General features: G+C 60.3%; 17 protein-coding genes. 9 read left to right on the top strand and 8 right to left on the bottom strand.

The window, feature by feature from the left end:
• Positions 1-347: 347 nt before the first annotated feature.
• Positions 348-959, bottom strand: coding sequence for a biliverdin-producing heme oxygenase (locus PL640_RS14500; protein WP_271362379.1), 612 nt, complete (start codon positions 957-959; stop codon positions 348-350).
• Between the two features lie 313 nt (positions 960-1,272).
• Here PL640_RS14500 and PL640_RS14505 point away from each other — a divergent pair, with 313 nt between their 5' ends.
• The 9 genes from PL640_RS14505 to PL640_RS14545 all read left to right on the top strand — a co-directional run bounded on the left by PL640_RS14505 (position 1,273) and on the right by PL640_RS14545 (position 10,275).
• Entirely contained in the window at positions 1,273-2,157 is an 885-nt protein-coding gene (locus PL640_RS14505; protein ID WP_271362380.1) for a dihydrodipicolinate synthase family protein, read from the top strand.
• A gap of 21 nt (positions 2,158-2,178) precedes the next feature.
• Positions 2,179-2,835, top strand: a complete 657-nt coding sequence (locus tag PL640_RS14510) for a GntR family transcriptional regulator (RefSeq protein WP_110756346.1) — start codon at positions 2,179-2,181, stop codon at positions 2,833-2,835.
• A 104-nt stretch (positions 2,836-2,939) separates the two neighbouring features.
• Positions 2,940-4,271 (top strand): ABC transporter substrate-binding protein, encoded by a 1,332-nt coding sequence (locus PL640_RS14515; protein ID WP_065114123.1) that lies wholly within the window; start codon positions 2,940-2,942, stop codon positions 4,269-4,271.
• Positions 4,271-5,209: a carbohydrate ABC transporter permease gene (locus PL640_RS14520; RefSeq protein ID WP_065114124.1), complete on the top strand. Its 939-nt coding sequence runs from the start codon at positions 4,271-4,273 to the stop codon at positions 5,207-5,209. Before PL640_RS14515 ends, PL640_RS14520 begins: the two co-directional genes overlap by 1 nt.
• Positions 5,210-5,223: 14 nt before the next feature.
• Complete coding sequence (locus PL640_RS14525; protein ID WP_271362433.1) at positions 5,224-6,045, top strand: carbohydrate ABC transporter permease; 822 nt, start codon at positions 5,224-5,226, stop codon at positions 6,043-6,045.
• 101 nt (positions 6,046-6,146) lie between these two features.
• Positions 6,147-7,205 carry an ABC transporter ATP-binding protein gene (locus PL640_RS14530; RefSeq protein ID WP_065114126.1) on the top strand — a complete coding sequence of 353 codons (1,059 nt, stop codon included), beginning with the start codon at positions 6,147-6,149 and terminating at the stop codon, positions 7,203-7,205.
• 20 nt (positions 7,206-7,225) lie between these two features.
• A complete protein-coding gene (locus tag PL640_RS14535; RefSeq protein ID WP_271362381.1) occupies positions 7,226-8,185 on the top strand; it encodes a sugar kinase in 960 nt (319 codons plus the stop codon).
• A 144-nt stretch (positions 8,186-8,329) separates the two neighbouring features.
• Positions 8,330-9,388, top strand: a complete 1,059-nt coding sequence (locus PL640_RS14540) for a P1 family peptidase (protein ID WP_271362434.1) — start codon at positions 8,330-8,332, stop codon at positions 9,386-9,388.
• 20 nt (positions 9,389-9,408) lie between these two features.
• Positions 9,409-10,275, top strand: a complete 867-nt coding sequence (locus tag PL640_RS14545; RefSeq protein ID WP_065114128.1) for a D-amino-acid transaminase — start codon at positions 9,409-9,411, stop codon at positions 10,273-10,275.
• A 65-nt stretch (positions 10,276-10,340) separates the two neighbouring features.
• Here the strand turns inward: PL640_RS14545 and PL640_RS14550 are convergent, their stop codons facing one another.
• From PL640_RS14550 to PL640_RS14580, 7 genes are all read right to left on the bottom strand, one after another.
• On the bottom strand, positions 10,341-11,237 hold the full coding sequence (locus PL640_RS14550; RefSeq protein WP_271362382.1) for a LysR substrate-binding domain-containing protein: 897 nt from the start codon (positions 11,235-11,237) through the stop codon (positions 10,341-10,343).
• Between the two features lie 87 nt (positions 11,238-11,324).
• Positions 11,325-12,836, bottom strand: coding sequence for a serine hydrolase domain-containing protein (locus tag PL640_RS14555; protein WP_271362383.1), 1,512 nt, complete (start codon positions 12,834-12,836; stop codon positions 11,325-11,327).
• Between the two features lie 218 nt (positions 12,837-13,054).
• A complete protein-coding gene (locus tag PL640_RS14560; protein WP_127757687.1) occupies positions 13,055-13,795 on the bottom strand; it encodes an ABC transporter ATP-binding protein in 741 nt (246 codons plus the stop codon).
• The gene (locus tag PL640_RS14565; protein ID WP_004433197.1) at positions 13,792-14,622 is read right to left on the bottom strand and encodes an ABC transporter ATP-binding protein; all 831 of its coding nucleotides are present in this window, start codon (positions 14,620-14,622) and stop codon (positions 13,792-13,794) included. Before PL640_RS14565 ends, PL640_RS14560 begins: the two co-directional genes overlap by 4 nt.
• A gap of 3 nt (positions 14,623-14,625) precedes the next feature.
• Positions 14,626-15,528 (bottom strand): nickel transporter permease, encoded by a 903-nt coding sequence (gene nikC, locus PL640_RS14570; protein WP_004433196.1) that lies wholly within the window; start codon positions 15,526-15,528, stop codon positions 14,626-14,628.
• Complete coding sequence (locus PL640_RS14575; protein WP_271362435.1) at positions 15,525-16,538, bottom strand: ABC transporter permease; 1,014 nt, start codon at positions 16,536-16,538, stop codon at positions 15,525-15,527. The genes nikC and PL640_RS14575 overlap by 4 nt, the downstream gene beginning before the upstream one ends.
• Positions 16,539-16,540: 2 nt before the next feature.
• Positions 16,541-18,136 (bottom strand): ABC transporter substrate-binding protein, encoded by a 1,596-nt coding sequence (locus PL640_RS14580; RefSeq protein ID WP_262533898.1) that lies wholly within the window; start codon positions 18,134-18,136, stop codon positions 16,541-16,543.
• Between the last annotated feature and the right edge of the window lie 213 nt (positions 18,137-18,349).

Below are 18,349 nucleotides of genomic sequence, written 5' to 3' on the forward strand. Positions count from 1 at the left end.
AAGCTTTGACTAAAAGACAAAAAATTTATCATTTGGTCAAAATATTTGCCTGTTTATTTGGCAAATATTGAGAGCGATACGTAAAAGGCGAGCGGCCCTCACCACACTCACAGACCGATGTAAGAAATTCGAAGGCGCTCCTCCGTCGTGCCGAACGCGATCCGGCATCCAGCCACGACGCGTCTGCGCCGTGAATAGAGTCTTTCGCGATCAAGGACTTGATCGCGCTGGACCCCGGATCAAGTCCGGGGTGACGGCGCTGGGGTGTTACGACTCAATCAAACGCGCACACGCGACGGGGCACTTCTGCGCGATGAGGACAACAATCGCGCAGCTATGCCAAAACCTCAACCCAGCCGCTGCTGCGCATAGGCATGGACGGCACGGAACGCAGCCTCGGCACCCGCGACAACCCGCTCTTCCTCTTCAACCGTCAGCGCAATTTCATCCAGCGCTGCGGTGAATGTGCGCCAATGCAGGCCGCGTCCTTCCGGTGCGCCGGCCAGATGGCGCGCACCGAATTCTTCGGTCAGGCCGAGCTTGGCTGCATCTTTCAGCAGGAAAGCCGCACCGAGATTGGAACCTTCGACCACATAAAGCCAGCCCATCGCCTCCGGCAGGTCGAAGGGCGTTTCGCTGGTGAAACGCGCAGCCTTGGCTTCCGGAATAGCAAGCCCGAGATCGGCAAGGTCCTGCTCGATCATGGCAAGACGGCGGCGGCCTTTGAGATCGGGAAGCAGGCCATCAAGCGTGGCGTTGGAAAAGAAAACGTCGAGGTCGCGATGGAAAAGATATTGCGTCTCGACGAATTTGCCGAAGTTTTCCCGGCTCTCGAACGGCTTTGCGGCCATGATGAAAGTATCGAGGTCGCCATGGGCGCCACGCGTCGCCGCTTTCAGGCGCTTGACGCGGCTCTGTTCGATCTCTGCCACAGGCGCTGTCTGCTCCGCAATGGTCATGGTGATGGTCCCTTTATCCCTATATTCAGACTGCCTGATAAAAATCTTTACTCCAACAGTCAAATTTTATTTTCGCATTTTTTCGTGACCACCGGCAAAGCAAACAAGCGGGCAAAATGGGCGGCAAACGGCATCCGCACCAATCATCCATAATCGTCCATCCTCGACCACGTACAGACAAGGCACCCGCCGCGTCGAAAACCGAATTCCTGCCCCGTCCTGCAGGTGTCAAACAATCACACTGCAATTACTGCTTTACAACTAACATGTCAGTATGCCATCAATCCGCGGTCACCTTGGAGGAGCATCTTAATTGACCCAGAAATTCGGCCTTTCGGCAGCCCTGACGACACCGTTCAAAACGGATGGAACCGTCGATATCGATGCGATGATCGCGCATGCCCGCCGCTGCCTGTCAAACGGCTGTGATAGCGTGACGCTGTTCGGCACCACCGGTGAAGGATGCTCCGTCGGCAGCCGTGAACGACAGGTCATCCTGTCCCGCTTCATTGAGGCCGGCATTGCGCCATCGCGCATCGTCACCGGCGTTCTGGTGGACTCCATCGAGGATGCGGCGGACCAGTCAGCCGAGGCCCTGAAAGCGGGCGCCCGCAATATTCTTCTCGCTCCGCCGTCCTATTTCAAGAATGTCAGCGATGACGGGCTTTTTGCCTGGTTCTCGGCGGTTTTCGCAAAGATCGGCAAGGATGCACGCGACATCCTCGTCTACAATATCCCCTCCGTGACCATGGTGACATTGTCCGTCGAACTGGTAGGACGGCTGAAGGCGGCGTTTCCGGGCATCGTTACCGGCGTCAAGGATTCCTCAGGCAACTGGAGCCATACCGAGCGCCTGCTGAAAGAGCATGGCGATCTCGCCATCCTGATCGGCGATGAGCGTGATCTCGCCAGAGGCGTCCGCCTCGGCGGTCAGGGCGCCATCTCCGGTGTCGCCAATTTCCTGACGCAGGAAGTCCGCGCCATGGCCGTTGACGGCAAGGACGACAAGCGCATCGTCGATCTTGTTGTGGAACTTCTGAAATTTCCGGTTACGCCTGCCGTCAAGGTGCTGGTATCACACACGACAGGCGAAAATATCTGGGCGGATGTGCGCGCGCCGCTCGTCGCCATTTCACCTGAAGATCGGCGGCAGATCGAAGGCGCTTTCGACGCGCTGTTTCGCAAACAGGCCGCTTGAACAGACCTTGAAAGGTTGAGCATGGACGATACCGGCGAACAGACATTGCGGGAACGGGCGTATGAAAGCTTTACGCATCACCTTCTCTCGCGTGATGTTCGCCCGGGGCAATTCATCTCGCAACGCCGCCTCGTGGAATTGACGGGTCTGCCGCTGGGGGCGATCCGGGAGGCAATTCCGCGGCTGGAGGCGGAAGGGCTGATCAAGACCGTGCCGCAGCGGGGCTTGCAGGTCGCCCATATCGACATCAACCTTATCCGTGAAGCATTCCAGTTCCGCATCTTCCTTGAAAAGGAGGCCGTGGCGCTGTTCACCCGCTCGGCTTCCGATGAGGCCATCGCCAAGCTTTTGAAACAGCATCGCGATATTGCCGAAGCAGCTGAAAATAGCGGAGAATCGCCGGAGCTCGATCAGCATGCCCAGCAGGTGGACTGGGGCATGCACGATGCCTTCATCGATAGTCTCGGCAATTCGATCATATCAAATGCCTACCGCGTCAATTCCATCAAGATGCGCCTCATCAACCAGGAGCGCTTTCGCATCGCCGGCCATGTGAAGTCGGTGATGAAGGAACATCTCGCCATTCTCGAAGCCATCGAGAAACGATCCGTGGAAGACGCCGTGGAACGGTTGACCGCCCATATCCGCAACGCAAGGGACAGGGCGCTGGCGGTGTAAGGCAATTCCGGCAGGGTCGAAAGCGGTCCTGTGCCGGGATTGCAAGAAAATAAGCAACAAGCCGGGGTGAGGAGAATTTCCGGCTAATCTGGAGGAGAACTGACATGACGCATTCATTGCTCAACCCCACGCGTCGCGCCTTTCTGGCAGGCACGGCCGCGATTGGCGGCAGCGCGATGCTCGGCATTCGCCCGGCATCGGCGGCGGTGAACTGGAAAAAACACGCCGGCACCACGCTTGAGGTCAATCTCGTCAAAAGCCCGCGCAGCGAAACGCTGATCAAATATCTCGGCGAATTCGAAGAACTGACCGGCATCAAGGTCAATGCCGAGGCAACCCCGGAACAGCAGCAGCGCCAGAAAGTCGTCATCGAGCTTTCCTCCGGCAAGCCGAGCTTCGACGTCGTGCATCTGAGCTATCACGTCCAGAAGCGCCAGTTCGAAAAGGGCAAGTGGCTGGCCGATATCAGCGGCTTCCTGAAGGATCCGTCGCTTACCGATCCGTCGCTCGTCGAAAAGGATTTCGCCGAAGCCGGCATGTTGTTTGCCAAGGATAGCGACGGCGTGCTGCGCTCGCTGCCCTTCTCGGTGGATTACTGGATCGTTTACTGGAACAAGGAACTCTTCGAGGCCAAGGGCCTGAAATACCCTGAAACCTTCGAGGAACTGGTGACGGCGGCGGAAAAGATCACCGATCCCGCCACCAACACCTATGGTTTCGTCGCCCGTGGTCTGAAGAATGCCAATACCCCGGTCTGGACCTCGCTGATGCTGGGTTATGGCGCAAAGCCGATCGGTGCGGACGGAAAGATCGACACCGAATCCAAGGAAGCGGTGGAAGCGGCAGCGCTTTACCAACGCCTGATGACCAAGGCCGCCCCTCCCGGCGTCTCCGGCTTCAACTGGGCGGAAGCGCAATCGGCCTTCCTGCAGGGCAAGATCGGCATGTGGTTCGATGGCGTCGGTTTTGCGCCGCCGATCGAGAACCCGGAAAAATCCCGCGTCGTCGGCAAGGTCGGTTATGGCGTCATGCCGAAAGGCCCGGCAGTTCAGGCCGCCGGCACGTTTGGCGATGGTCTCGGCGTTGTCGAAGCCAGCAGCAAGAAGGAAGCCGCTTACCTCTTCTGCCAATGGGCGATCTCGCATGAAATGGGCGCGCGTCTGTTGCAGGCCGGCGCCGGCGTTCCATTCCGCCAGTCCATCCTCGAAGACCAGAAGGTCCGCGAAGGCGTGAAGATGCCGGCCGCCTGGCTGGACGCCGTTGTCGGTTCCGGCAAGGTCTCGCAGCTTGCGCTTCCCGTCATCATTCCGGTGACGGAATTCCGCGACATCTACGGCGTCGGCCTCACCAACATGATCGGCGGCGCGGACCCGGCGGCCGAGCTGAAAAAGGCGACGGAACAGTTCGCACCCGTTCTGGCACGTAGCGAGGGATAATGGCCTCCGTGAGCATCGAAAACACCAAGACAGGCGTCAGTCGTAGAGAAGGGAGCAGGCCGGCAAGGCTTGCTCCCAACTACTGGCCCTTCGTTATACCGGCACTTATCGTCATTCTGGCTGTCATCGTTTTTCCATGGGTCTTTACCCTGTGGATGAGCGTGCACCGCTGGACGCTCGGACAGGAGCAGAGCTTTATCGGTTTCGAGAACTATATCCGGCTCGCCGGCGATATCAGGTTCTGGGAATCGCTCTGGCACACGCTCATTTACACCGTGCTGTCGGTGGTCGCCCCGCTGTTCCTCGGAACATTGGCGGCACTGGTTTTCGATGCGCAGTTTCCGCTGCGCGGTTTTCTGCGCGGCGTTTTCGTCATGCCGATGATGGCTACCCCGGTCGCCATCGCGCTCGTCTGGACCATGATGTTCCACCCGCAGCTCGGCGTCCTGAACTATCTGCTGTCACTCATCGGCATCGGGCCGCTGGAATGGATCTACAACCAGTCGACCGTCATTCCCTCGCTGGTGCTGGTGGAAACCTGGCAGTGGACGCCTCTGGTCATGCTGATCGTGCTCGGCGGGCTGGCTGCAGTGCCGCGCGAACCCTATGAAAGTGCTGAAATCGACGGTGCCAACGCCTGGCAGAAATTCCGTTACCTGACCATGCCGATGATTGCGCCGTTTCTGATGATCGCCGTCATCATCCGCTCCATCGATGCCGTCAAAAGCTTCGACATCATCTATGCGATGACTCAAGGCGGGCCCGGCACGGCGTCTGAAACCATCAACATCTATCTCTATAATACGGCGTTTTCCTATTACGACATCGGTTACGGCTCGGCCATGGCCGTCGTCTTTTTCATCATCATCGTGGCGCTGTCCTTCGTGCTTTTGATGGTGCGCCAGCGCTCGCAATGGAACGAGATGGAGGATCGCTGATGTCTGGAAAAATCCTGAAACGCAAAAATCTCGACCGCATCGGCCTTTTCTTCGTGGCACTGGTGATGATCTCGCCGGTCATCCTGTTCTTCATCTGGACGATCTCGCTATCGCTGAAATATGAGATCGACAACGGCGCCTATCCGCCGATCCTCATTCCCGAACGTTTCGCCTGGTCGAACTATGTGAAGGTGTTCGAGGAGAATAATTTCTTCCTCTATTTCTGGAACTCGGTGCTCGTCACCGGTGCGGCGACCATTCTGGCGCTCGTCATCGGCGTACCCGCCGGTTACGGCATCGCCCGACTGAAGGCGGAAAAATCCGCCGTCGTCATCATGATCGCCCGCATGACGCCGGGCCTCTCATTCCTCATTCCGCTGTTCCTGCTGTTCCAATGGCTGAACCTCTTGGGCACGCTCTGGCCGCAGATCATCATCCATCTTGTGGTGACGGTTCCGATCGTCGTCTGGATCATGATCGGTTATTTCGAGACCACGCCGAAGGAACTGGAAGAGGCAGCAAGCATCGATGGCGCATCCTCCTGGCAGGTGTTCCGGCTGGTGGCGCTGCCGATTGCCAAGCCCGGCATCGTCGTCTCCTTCATCCTCGCGGTCATCTTCTCGTGGAACAACTTCGTCTTCGGTATCGTGCTGGCCAGCCGTGAAACGCGCACCCTGCCGGTCGCGGTCTACAACATGCTGTCCTTCGAACAGGTCAGCTGGGGGCCGCTTGCCGCAGCCGCGCTCATCGTCACGCTGCCGGTGCTGCTGCTCACCATGTTCGCACAAAAACAGATCGTGGCGGGTCTCACCGCCGGCGCCGTCAAGGGCGGCTGAACCAACAAAGGGCATTCCATGCCCTTGCTTTTTAAACGCAATTCCGGACGCAAAACCGCGACACACTTTTGCTGGAATTGCTCATAACGGGAACCAAAAACATGGCACCGGTCAATATTCAAAATGTCCAGAAGCGCTTCGGCTCGGTCAACGTCATCCACGGTATTGATATCGACATCAAGGACGGAGAATTCGTCGTCCTCGTCGGCCCTTCCGGCTGCGGCAAGTCCACCCTGCTACGCATGATCGCCGGGCTGGAGGAACTGAGCGACGGCGAGATCCACATCGGCGCGCGCGAGGTGAGCCACCTGCCCGCCCGTGACCGCGATATCGCCATGGTCTTCCAGAACTACGCGCTTTATCCGCATATGACGGTCAAGGACAATATGGGCTTCGCACTGAAGCTGAAGAAGGTCAGCGCCGAGGAAACCAGGGCCAAGGTCGACAGGGCCGCCGCCATTCTGGGGCTGGAAAAACTGCTCGACCGTTATCCGCGCCAGCTTTCCGGCGGCCAACGCCAGCGTGTCGCCATGGGCCGCGCGCTGGTGCGCGATCCGCAGGTCTTCCTGTTTGACGAGCCGCTTTCCAACCTCGACGCCAAGCTGCGCGTGCAGATGCGCGGCGAGATCAAGGCCATGCACCAGCGCATCGGCACGACCACCATCTATGTCACCCACGACCAGGTGGAAGCCATGACCATGGCCGACAAGATCGTGGTGCTGCATGATGGCGTCATCGAGCAGATCGGCGCGCCGCTCGAGCTTTACGACAATCCCGCCAATCTCTTCGTTGCCGGTTTCATCGGTTCGCCGGCCATGAATTTCATTCGCGGCCGGGTGGAGGAAGGCGTCTTCCGCACCGCAAAGGGCCTCAGCCTGCCTCTGCCCGCCAATGCCGATATCGGCAAACTGGGCGGTCGCGACCTCGTCTACGGCGTGCGTCCGGAACACATCCGCGCCGCCGAGACCGGCATTGAAGGCCGGGTCGAACTGGTCGAAGGTACCGGCTCGGAAATCTACGCCAAGCTCAATTGCAAGGGCGACGAGATCGCCTGCCTGTTCCGCGAACGCCTCAATGTCCGCTTCGGCGATACGATCCACATTGCCATCGATCCGGCAACCGTGCATCTGTTCGACAAGGACAGCGGCAAGCGCATCTGAACAGGGCAGGAGCGAAGAGAATGGTAGAGGAAGCGGGCGGCAAGCATGTGCTCTGCGTGGGTGCCGCCGTGCTCGACACCCTGTTTCGTGTGCATGACATGCCGAAGGGCGAAGGCAAGGTCCTGCCCTATGAGATGCTGCAGATCGCCGAAGGCATGGCCTCGAGCGCCGCCTATGCCGTGCATCGCATGGGCGGCCGCGCCAGCCTCTGGGGCGCGGTGGGCGATGACGAAACCGGCACCCGCATCCTGCGCGATCTCGCCGAAAGCGGCATCGATATTGCGGGCATGACCATCGCCGCCGGCGCGCGCTCGGCCCTGTCGACGATCATCATCGATGACCGGGGAGAACGGCTGATCGTGCCTTTTTACGACCATCGCCTGCACGAGAAAAAACGCTCCTGCAAACCGGAAGATATTGCCCCGTTCGATGCCGTTCTGGTTGATGTGCGCTGGCCGGAACTGGCACTCGATGTGCTCACCGTGGCGCGCGCGCTTGGCAAACCTGCCATTCTGGATGGCGATGTGGCGCCGGTGGAAACGCTGGAGAAGCTTGCGCCCGCCGCAACCCATATCGTCTTTTCCGAACCCGCCGCCGCCCGACTGACCGGACTTGAAACGGTGAAGGACATGCTGCCGGTGCTGCATTCGCGCTATCCGCAGACCTTCATCGCCGTCACCGCCGGTCCGCATGGCTGCTGGTGGACGGAGGCCGGTGATCCCACGGTGCATTTCCAGACGACCATGCAGGTCAAGGCGGTGGATACGCTGGCGGCGGGCGATATCTTCCACGGCACCTTTGCGCTGGCGATGGCTGAAGGCATGCAAAGCCGCGCGGCCATCCGCCTCTCCTCCGTTGCCGCCGCGCTGAAATGCACCGTATTCGGCGGCCGCATCGGCGCACCGACGCGCGAAGAGACGGAAGACGCGATGCGGCAATGGCTGGAGCGTGAAGGCGAAGCCGCGCTGCGCGCCTCCTGAGCGCATCCATTGCCCGCATAAAACTATTCCATTTTTGCGATGCCGTTTCCCGGCGAAGTAGTCTAACGTCAAGTCAGAGCAAAGCTTTTCATGAAGCCGCGCCTTTTTCACCTTGAGCCTGAATTCCGCAAAAGTGATCGCCCGATGCATCAGACGACCCGCCCGAGACTGCGCGATATCGGTTTCCGGCCCGGCCATTTCGAGACCGGCCCGCTCAACGCCATCACCGATGTCGAAGGCGTGACCATCGGCCATTCGACCGTCATCGAAGGCGACACGATCCGCACCGGCGCAACCGCGATCCTGCCGCATGGCGGCAATCTCTTTCAGGACAAGGTGCCCGCCGCCTTCGCCGTCTATAACGGCTTCGGCAAATTTGCCGGCTCCACCCAGATCGAGGAACTAGGCGAGCTCGAAACACCTGTTATCCTCACCAATACGCTGGCGACAGGCCGGGCCATCGAGGCGATTAACCACCATACGCTGGCACAGCCGGGCAATGAGAAAGTCGTCTCGATCAATGCCGTCGTCGGCGAAACCAACGATTCCCGCCTGAACGACATTCGCGCCGGCCGCCCGACGGTCGAGGAAATCTCGGCCGCGCTGCAAAACGCGGCCACAGGCTCCGTGGCCGAGGGCGGCGTGGGTGCCGGAACCGGCACGGTGGCCTTCGGCATGAAAGGCGGCATCGGCACCGCATCCCGCATCGTCACCATCGCCGGAACGGCCTATACGCTCGGCATTCTTGTCCAGTCCAACTACGGCGGCCATCTGCTGGTCTGCGGCAAACCCTATGTCAGCCCTGCCCATAAAGATAAGGACGGCTCGATCGTCATCATTGTCGCCACCGACGCGCCGCTCTCCTCCCGCAACCTGAAGCGTCTGGCGGCCAGAAGCTTCGGCGGGCTGGCGCGCACGGGTGCAGCACTCAGCAATGGCTCCGGCGATTACGCTCTGGCCTTTTCCACCGATGAGCGGCTGCGCCGCACGCCTGCGCGCCGCAAGGCCGTCGCAGACTATCCGGAACTTTCCAACGATGCGATCTCGCCGCTCTTCGAAGCAGCGATTGAGGCGACGGAGGAAGCGATCCTCAATTCGCTCTGCGCAGCAACCACGACCACGGGCTTCAATGCCGGCACCGGCAAGGCCTCCACGGTCGAGGCCATTTCCATCGACGCCCTTAAAACCCTTCTTTCAGCCTGATTTTTCCAGACGGAGTTTTCATGACTAGCCCATCCGGTCGCATCGTTTACGTCAACGGCGAATTCCTGCCCGAAGCGGACGCCCGCCTCTCCATCTTCGACCGCGGTTTCCTGTTTGGCGACGGCATTTATGAAGTTACCTCCGTTCTGGAAGGCAAGCTGATCGACAGCGATCTGCACATGGCCCGGCTGGAGCGCAGCGCCCGCGAAATCGACGTGCCGCTGCCGGTCACCACGAAAGAGATCGTCGAGGCAGAACGCCGGCTGATTGCCGACAACAACCTCGTCGAAGGCATGATCTACCTGCAGCTGACGCGTGGTGCCGAAGACCGCAATTTCCTGTTCTCCGCTGATCTGAAGCCGACGCTTGTCATGTTCACCCAGGCCAAGAAGCTGATCGGCACCCCGGTCGAAGAAGCCGGCATCGCCGTCAAATCCGTTCCCGACCAGCGCTGGGAGCGCCGCGATATCAAGACCGTCTGCCTTTTGCCGCAGGTCATGGCAAAACGCATTGCCAAGGCCGAAGGCTGCGACGAAGCCTGGATGATCGAGGATGGTTTCGTTACCGAAGGCGCGTCCTCGACTGCCTACATCGTCACCGCCGACAAGAAGATCATCACCCGCGGCAACAGCAACAAGACCCTGCCCGGCTGCACCCGTCTTGCCGCCCTGCAACTGGCCAAGGAAGCCGGCTTTACGCTGGAAGAACGCCCCTTCACGCTGGAAGAGGCGCTGAATGCCGACGAGGCCTGCCTGACCAGCGCCTCCAACTTCGTGGTTTCGGTGACGAAGATCGACGGCAAGCCGGTGGGTAACGGCAAGCCCGGCCCGATGGTGAGCCGCCTGCGCGCGCTCTACCTCGAAAACGCCCGCCGCACCGCCATCTGATCGAAAGCGTTTTGTTTGTCGCATTTCCGGATGGAAAACCGGGGGCCACTTTTCCCGGAAATGCTCTAACCTTCGAGAACCGCCCAGATGCGCTCAACCACGGGCCGGCGGTTCTCCTTGGAACGATAAAGCCTGATATCGACGGCAATATCGAAACTCGTATCGGCGGCGCGCACCAGAGCGCCGCTATCCAGCTCGTGGCGCATCAGGCTCTCCGGCACCCAGGCGACGCCCCAGCCGGCCATCGCCATGGCTTTCAGCCCCACCGACATGCTGCCCTCATGCACCCGCTCGAATTGCGGTAATCGCGCGCTCAGGAGATCGCGCAGCAGCGGCCCGAAGAACGAGGCCTTTTCATAATCCAGATAGGCAAAGGGTTTTCGCGCATTTTCCACCAGCGCATGCAGCGGTGAACCATCTTTCGCCGGCGCGGAAACGGGAATGATGTTTTCCGCACCAAGCACGCGGAATTCGAAGGTCTGCGCATCAAGCAGCATCGGCACTTCGGGATGGGCATAGGTCAGAAGGAAATCGCTCTGCCCGTCCACCAGCGAATTGAGGTTTTCCTCCATGCTGCCGGAATCCGGTCGCAGAACTGAAAACAGCGGCCCGGCCGTCTCGTTCACCCGTTTCAGCCAATCAGGAAAGAAGGTGAAGGACAGGGTATGCAGCGCCGTCAGCCGAACGGTTCTGGCATCGGCCCCTTCTTCCTGCAGCAGGGTGCGCCGCGCATGGTAAAGCTGTTTCAGTGTCTCCTGCGCCACCGGCACGAATTTCACCCCGGCCTCGGTGAGCCGCGACGGATAGGAAGCGCGGTCGACCAGCGTCGCCCCCACCCAGGCTTCCAGCTGCTTGATGCGCCGGCTGAAGGCGGATTGCGTCACATGCCGCTCATCCGCCGCCTTCGAGAAATTGAGCGTTCCGGCCAGCGCCAGGAAATCCTCAAGCCATTTGACTTCCAAGGGCCTGTTCTCCCACAAAGATGTTGTCCCGGCCTGCCGGGAACACGGGTCTTTATTAGGAGCATTCAGGCGTCTTTGAAATCCCCTTTACCGCGCGCGGGAATATTCGATCATCCGCGCCCGGCTGGACACCAGCTCGATCCGGTCGTCACCCAGCCGGTTGAGGCAGACGCGCTTCGTCCACGGCCCATCGATGAGCGTGAACAGAAAGCGGCCATTGCCGAGCGCCTTCAAGGGCATGCTGCGGCGTGTGGGGCCGATGCCAATCGTCAGTGACGAACCGCTGATGATAAATTCCGCGCCCTCATCCGAGCGCCACAAGCCCGAAAGATCATCCGGCACGACATGCTGGCCGACCGGCAGGAAGCGGCGGGCGGCGTGACCGGCCTCGCCGACAATGGCGGTACCATCCAGCCTGAGACGCATCGGAGAGGATGCGGAACGGGAAGACACCCAGCCATCGACATCTTCATAAAGCGTGTCGTCGCCATCGATGAAGGTGGATGTGCTGCCCTTGATCTCCAGCCACCACGGCCCGCTTTCGGTGACATAGAGGCCTTCCGGCAGGCTGGCGGCAGGCTTGGGCAAAGGCAGGCCGGTCAAAGCCGCCATGCCTTCCAGCGCGATCTTGAAACCATTGGTATCCTCGCGGTTCGACACCACGACGAAGCCAGTGCCGTTCTCCGGATCAAGCAGAAAGTAGGTCTTGTAACCCGGATGCGAACCGCCGTGACCGACAAAACGCCTGTCACCGAGATGCGACCAGCGCAGGCCGAGGCCATATTCGCTCATCCGTCCATCGGCGAGCGGCCGCTCAGCCGAAAGCGCGTCAAGAACACCCACGAAGCCTCCCTCGCCCCGCATCAGACCCTGCAACCAACGGGTAAGTGCTTCGGCGCTGCCCGCAAGGCTACCCGAAGCGGAAATATGCAGGCCGGCGGCCGAAAGCTGCCAGTTGTCTTCGGCCTTCCAGTAACCCGGCACCAGCCCGTCGACTGGATCGTTCCAGACATCCGGCGCCTTCAGAAACACACCGAACGGGCCGGCAATCTGTTCCTGCACGAAATCATCGAAACGGAAACCGCGACGCTCCAGCGCCGCTTCCACCAGCCGGTAACCGGTATTGGAATAGGACACCTCGCTGCCGGCAGGGAAATTCAGGCGGGTTAGCCGCGACAGATATTCGAGAAGCGGTCCGGCCTTAGTTTCGGTATAAACGGAAAGGCCAAGCAGCGAGAGGCATTCACGTGTATCCGGCAGGCCACCGCTCATATCCAGCGCCTGCCCCACCGTGACGTCGCGGAGCGGCGGCTGCAATTCCGGCAGGTGTTTACCGAGTGGATCGTCAAGGCCGATCAGATCGGAATGCGCAAGCACCATGGCACAGAAGGCATGTTTGGTGACGGAGGCATACCGCACCACGCTCTGCGGCGTGAAGGGTGCGAAGGTCGAGAGGCTCTCGACACCGCCGGCATGAGCGAAACGGATGCCATCGAGATCAAAACCGATGATCGCCCCGCCCGGCTCATTGCCCGCCCATTGTGAGACGAAGCTTTGCGAAAGGGTTGAAGCGGCGTTCCAGTCGAGTTGCTGTGACATTGTTCGATCTCGTCTTTCGGCTCAGTTATGGATGGACAAGCCTCGACGTTGCGGCTCGTTTCTTCTCCCCACCGGGGAGAAGGTGGCCCGAAGGGTCCGATGAGGAGGCAACGGTAGAGATTTACGGGAAGCTTGCCCCCTCATCCCGCTGCCGCGGACTTCTCCCCCTCGGGGAGAAGAAACTCGTGGCACCCGCTCGATTTGTCGGCAACGTAGACTCAGGCCGGTTCTTCCAGCCGGATACTCAGGCTACGCAACTCTTCCGTATGCGGATGTTTCGTGCGGCCCTCGCGCAGATCGCCGGCACTCAGCTGCTCCACCATGTCCCCGTTCAGCATCACGCCAACCTGCGGGCACAGATGCGCAATGACCGCGAGATTGTGGCTGACGAGAATATAGGTGAGGTTGCGCGCCGCGCGCAGGTCCTGCAACAGGTTCAGGATTTCCGCCTGCACCGACACATCGAGCGCTGAAGTCGGTTCATCGAGCAGTAGCACCTGCGGGTCGGCAATCAGCGCGCGGGCAATCGCCACGCGCTGGCGCTGGCCGCCCGAGAGCTGGTGCGGAAAACGGAACCGCACCGCCTGCGGCAGCGCCACATCGGACAGGGCCTGCTGGATGCGTTTTTCGATGTTGTCCATGCCGTGTACCAGCGGCAATTCGCTGAGAATACGGTCGATGGTCTGGCGCGGATGCAGCGAGCCATAGGGGTCCTGAAACACCATCTGCACCTGCCGGAAGAACTCCGGCGTGCGCTTCAGCGGTGCGTCCTTGCCGGCAAAGGCGATGCGGCCTTCCCAGCTTTCGTTGAGGCCCGCCATGGCGCGCAGGATGGTGGACTTGCCCGAGCCGCTTTCGCCGACGATGCCAAAGCTGCCGCCCTTTTCCACCGAAAAGGACACGCCCTTCACCACTTCGCGGTCACCGAACTTGATACGGAGATTATCGACGTCGATCATTGGCTGGACCACGCTGCATCACGGTTGAGAACGGGAAGACGCTCGCGCGGATGCGTCAGCGAGGGAATGCAGTTCAAAAGTCCCTTTGTATAGGGATGTTCGGCTTTCAGAAGCTCGGACGCCTTCAGCTCCTCCATCACCCGGCCGGAATACATCACGGCGACGCGGTCGCAGAAATGCGAAACGAGCGGCAGGTCGTGGCTGATGAGGATAAGGCCCATGCCGCGTTCCGACACCAGTTCCTCGATAAGCCGCAGGATTTCCGCCTGCACCGTGGCGTCGAGAGCGCTGGTCGGCTCGTCGGCGATCAGGAGTTCGGGATCGGGCGCCAGCATCATGGCGATCATCACACGCTGGCCCATGCCGCCGGAAACCTCATGCGCATAGGACGAGGCGACCTGACGCGGGTTGCGGATCTTCACCTGATCAAGCAGGCCGATGGCCGCTTCCATGGCGGCACGCTTGCTGCCGCCCTTATGGGCGCGCCAGGCTTCGGCGATCTGCGCACCCATGGTCTTCACCGGGTTCAGCGAATATTTCGGGTCCTGCAGAATGAAACCCGCCCGCTTGCCGCGGATCTGGCGCATCTGCCTCTCGCTTGCGGACAGCACGTCGATGCCGTCGAAGGCGAGCTTGTCGGCGCGGATATCCGCATTGGAGGGCAGAAGCTTCATCAGCGCCCGCGCCGTCAGGCTCTTGCCGGAACCGGATTCGCCGACAATGCCGAGCTTTTCAGTGCCGAGCTTCATGGAGACACCACGCACCGCCTCGAAACGGCTGGTGCGGGTCTGGAAGGCGATCTTCAGATTTTCGATTTCGACCAGCATGGCTCAATGTCCCTTCGGGTCGAGAACGTCGCGCAGGCCATCGCCAAGGAAGTTGAAGGCGAGCGAAACGAGGAAGATGGCGATGCCGGGAATGGTGGCGACCCACCATTGTTCGAAGATGAAGCGCTTGGCCGTTGCAATCATCGCACCCCATTCTGGCGAAGGCGGCTGTGCGCCCATGCCGAGGAAGCCGAGGCTTGCGGCGGTGATGATGATCGAGCTCATGTCGAGCGTGATACGCACGATAAGGCTCGGCACGCAGAGCGGCGCAATGTGACGCGCAATGATGCGCCAGGCGGAAGCGCCGGTCAGCCGGTAGGCCGCAACGAAGTCGCTGCCGCGCACCGTCATGGTCTCGGCGCGGGCCAGACGCGCATAGGGCGGCCATGCGGTGAGCGCGATGGCGAGAATGGCACTTTCAACGCCGGGCTTCAGTGCCGCGACGAAGGCTAGCGCGAGGATGAGGCGCGGAAAGGCCAGGAACACATCCGTCACCCGCATCAGCACCGTATCGACAATGCCGCCGAAATAACCGGCGATGCAGCCGATGGCGAGGCCGATGGGTGCCACGAGAACGACGACGGCAATGACCATGCCGAGCGTGACGCGGCCGCCGTAAAGAATGCGCGAGAGAATGTCGCGGCCCAGCTCATCCGTGCCGAACCAGTGTTCGGCGCTGGGGAATGCCAAGCGGTTGCCGAGATTTTGCGTCGCCGGATCATAGGGCGCAAGCAGCGGTGCCAGAAGCGACAGCGCGATGAACAGGACGATGATGGTCAGACCGATCACCGCCAGCGGATTGGACTTGAGGTTGAGCCAGATGCGATACCGGTTTCCCCAGGCAGCCTGTGTGCGGGAATGCGGCGTCTCATCCAGCGCCCAGTTTCTGAAATTAGCTAACATCATCGAACGCGAGGATCCATAACTCTGTAAAGCACGTCTGCGAGCAGGTTGAGGGCGACATAGATGAAGCCGATCAACAGGGTTGCTCCGACGACCGGGTTCATGTCCGCGTTCATGAGCGAGACGGTGAGGTATTGGCCAAGGCCCGGCCAGCTGAACACGGTCTCCGTCACCACGGCACCTTCGAGAAGGCCGGCATAGGTAAGCGCGATAACCGTGACGAGCTGCACGGCGACCGTCGGGAAGGCGTGGCCCCAGATCACGGTCATGGCCGAAAGCCCCTTGGCGCGGGCGGTGATGACATATTCACCCTTCAGCGCGTCGATCATGAAGGCGCGCGTCATGCGGGTGATATAGGCCATGCTGAAATAGGCGAGGATGCAGACGGGCTGCACCATATGGGCAATGGCGTCGTAAAAGGCGTCCCAGTCACCGGCAAGCAGCGTGTCGACCGTCATCAGGCCAGTGACCTGCGTGATCATGCCGTCATAGATGATGTCCTGCCGGCCCGGTCCCGGTGCGACGCCAAGCGTGGCGTAAAAGACGAGCAGCGAAATCAGCGCCAGCATGAAGACGGGCACGGAGTGACCGGCAAGGCAGACGACGCGGATCACCTGATCCGTCAGCTTGCCCTGCTTCACAGCGGCCCAGACGCCGAGCGGAATGCCAATCAGCGCGGCCAGAATAAGCGCTGCGGTGGCAAGTTCGAACGTGGCGGGGAAAACGCGCTTGATATCGATCCAGACCGGATTGCGGGTCAGGATCGAATTGCCGAAATCGCCATGCAGGACCTGCGTGACATAATGGAAGAACTGCACGACCAGCGGCTGGTCGAGGCCCATTTCGGCCCGCACCCGCACGATGACGTCTTCGGGCGCGTTGTCGCCGACCGCCGCGATGACGGGATCGACGGGCATGACGCGCCCGATCATGAAGGTGATGACCATCAAACCGAACAGCGTCAGGAGGACGCTGCTCAGTATCGACGATATGCTTTTAACGCGCTTGTTCAATGTCACGCTTTCTTCGCATCGTGGTAGGAATTGCCCTCGGAGAGAACGCCGAGTTCGAAGCCGGAAACGCCCTTGCGGAAGGCTGCCGTCTTTGTGGTCTGGAACATGAACACGAACGGGCTGTTTTCCATGTGCTCGCGCTGCAGGGCTTCATAGAGCTCCACGCGCTTTGCCGGGTCCTTCTCGTCACGGGCGGCTTCCGCCTTGGCGGCGAAGTCGTCGTTCTTGAAGCGCGAACGCCACAGGAAGGGCTTCGACTTGGCGTCGTCGCCATTGTCCTTGTTGATGTTGAAGACATCGGCGTTGGAATGCGGATCGAAATAATCCGTGCCCCATGCGGAAAGCGCCATCTGGTGTTCGCGGGCGCGCATCTTGGTCAGAACCTGACGGTTTTCAGCCGATTGCAGACGCACCTTGATGCCGATATCGGCAAGGTTGGCCTGAATGGCCTGCGCCAGATCCGGGTAAGGCTGGGCGGAATAGTGATCCATGCTGATCTCGAAACCGTCGGCAAGGCCGGCTTCGGCCATCAGCGCCTTGGCCTTTTCGACATCGCGCTGGTAGGGCGTGTCGTTGACCGCACCCGGGAAACCTTCCGGCTCGAAGCTCTGGTGAACCTTGTGGGTCAGCGACACCAGGTTTTCCTGCATGCCCTTATAGTCCAGCGCCCACTTGATCGCCTGCCAGACCTGCGGCTTGGCAAGGTTCTCATTGCCCTGGTTGAGAGAGATCAGCACCAGCGAGGCGATGGACTTGCGCTCCAGCTCGATATTGGCGTCATCCTTGACGGTACGCAGCTGCTCCGACGTCAGGTCGCGGGCGATGTCGATATCGCCCTTCTGCAGCATCAGCAGCTGCGAAGACGGATCGGTGACATGGCGCAGCACGATACGCTTGATATTGCCCTTGTAAGGACCGTTCGGGTTGACGGTGAGTGCGACGCTTTCGCTCGGCTTCCAGGCCTGCAGCATGAAATCGCCGGAACCGGCGCTGTTCTTCTGCAGCCAGCCATTGCCGAGGTCTTCGCCCGACGCATTGGCAAGAACCGCCTTCTTTTCGACGATCGCACCGATATTGGCGGAGAGGCAATAAAGCAGGAAGGAGATGGCGGTCGGCTTTGCCGTCGTCAGCTTCACCGTCTTGTCGTCGGCGGCAACGATGGTCGTCTCGGCATTCTCAGGCGTGAAGCCGAACTGGCTGATGATGAAGGCCGGGCTCTTGTTCATCTTGATGGCGCGCTGCAGCGAGAACGCAACATCTTCCGCGGTCACTTTCTCACCGCTCGCGAATGTCGCTTCGTCACCGATCACGAAGGTGAAGACCTTGCTGTCCGCATCGGCTTCCCAGGATTTCGCGATAACCGGATCAACCTTGGTGGAATCCTCGCGGTTGGCGCGCACCAGCTTCTGATACATGTTGGAGATGATTTCACCGCCGACGGCTTCGAAACCTTCATGCGGGTCAAGGCTCGTCATATTGTCCAGCTGCTGCGCGACGACAAGGATGTCCTTGGGTGTCGCGGCAAATGCCGGAATGCGCGCATAGGACAGGAACGGAACGGCAGCGCCGGCAATCAACAGGTTGCGTCTTGAAATCATCGAAAATCCCCTTTCGGACCTTATTTTTCGGAAAACGGTGGGTTTGCCCCAATCCAGTCATTTTTTTTATGTTTTCCCGCGATTAACACGAGCAAACGAGGCCCGACCAATTCCAAATTTGGCAGAGCCTATGCACGGATTGCATTTGCTCCCGCCTTGACCTTTCCTCTACCAATTCCCAAAAGTCTGAATAGGCGCGCATCCGCGCCCTCC

This window comes from Agrobacterium sp. ST15.16.024 (assembly GCF_027956545.1).
Lineage (GTDB): Bacteria > Pseudomonadota > Alphaproteobacteria > Rhizobiales > Rhizobiaceae > Agrobacterium > Agrobacterium cucumeris.

Coding starts and splice junctions, on each gene's coding strand:
- PL640_RS14500 (WP_271362379.1), bottom strand. CDS start 959: ATGACCATTGCGGAGCAGACAGCGCCTGTGGCAGAGATCGAACAGAGC.
- PL640_RS14510 (WP_110756346.1), top strand. CDS start 2,179: ATGGACGATACCGGCGAACAGACATTGCGGGAACGGGCGTATGAAAGC.
- PL640_RS14515 (WP_065114123.1), top strand. CDS start 2,940: ATGACGCATTCATTGCTCAACCCCACGCGTCGCGCCTTTCTGGCAGGC.
- PL640_RS14520 (WP_065114124.1), top strand. CDS start 4,271: ATGGCCTCCGTGAGCATCGAAAACACCAAGACAGGCGTCAGTCGTAGA.
- PL640_RS14530 (WP_065114126.1), top strand. CDS start 6,147: ATGGCACCGGTCAATATTCAAAATGTCCAGAAGCGCTTCGGCTCGGTC.
- PL640_RS14535 (WP_271362381.1), top strand. CDS start 7,226: ATGGTAGAGGAAGCGGGCGGCAAGCATGTGCTCTGCGTGGGTGCCGCC.
- PL640_RS14540 (WP_271362434.1), top strand. CDS start 8,330: ATGCATCAGACGACCCGCCCGAGACTGCGCGATATCGGTTTCCGGCCC.
- PL640_RS14545 (WP_065114128.1), top strand. CDS start 9,409: ATGACTAGCCCATCCGGTCGCATCGTTTACGTCAACGGCGAATTCCTG.
- PL640_RS14555 (WP_271362383.1), bottom strand. CDS start 12,836: ATGTCACAGCAACTCGACTGGAACGCCGCTTCAACCCTTTCGCAAAGC.
- PL640_RS14560 (WP_127757687.1), bottom strand. CDS start 13,795: ATGATCGACGTCGATAATCTCCGTATCAAGTTCGGTGACCGCGAAGTG.
- PL640_RS14565 (WP_004433197.1), bottom strand. CDS start 14,622: ATGCTGGTCGAAATCGAAAATCTGAAGATCGCCTTCCAGACCCGCACC.
- nikC (WP_004433196.1), bottom strand. CDS start 15,528: ATGATGTTAGCTAATTTCAGAAACTGGGCGCTGGATGAGACGCCGCAT.
- PL640_RS14580 (WP_262533898.1), bottom strand. CDS start 18,136: ATGATTTCAAGACGCAACCTGTTGATTGCCGGCGCTGCCGTTCCGTTC.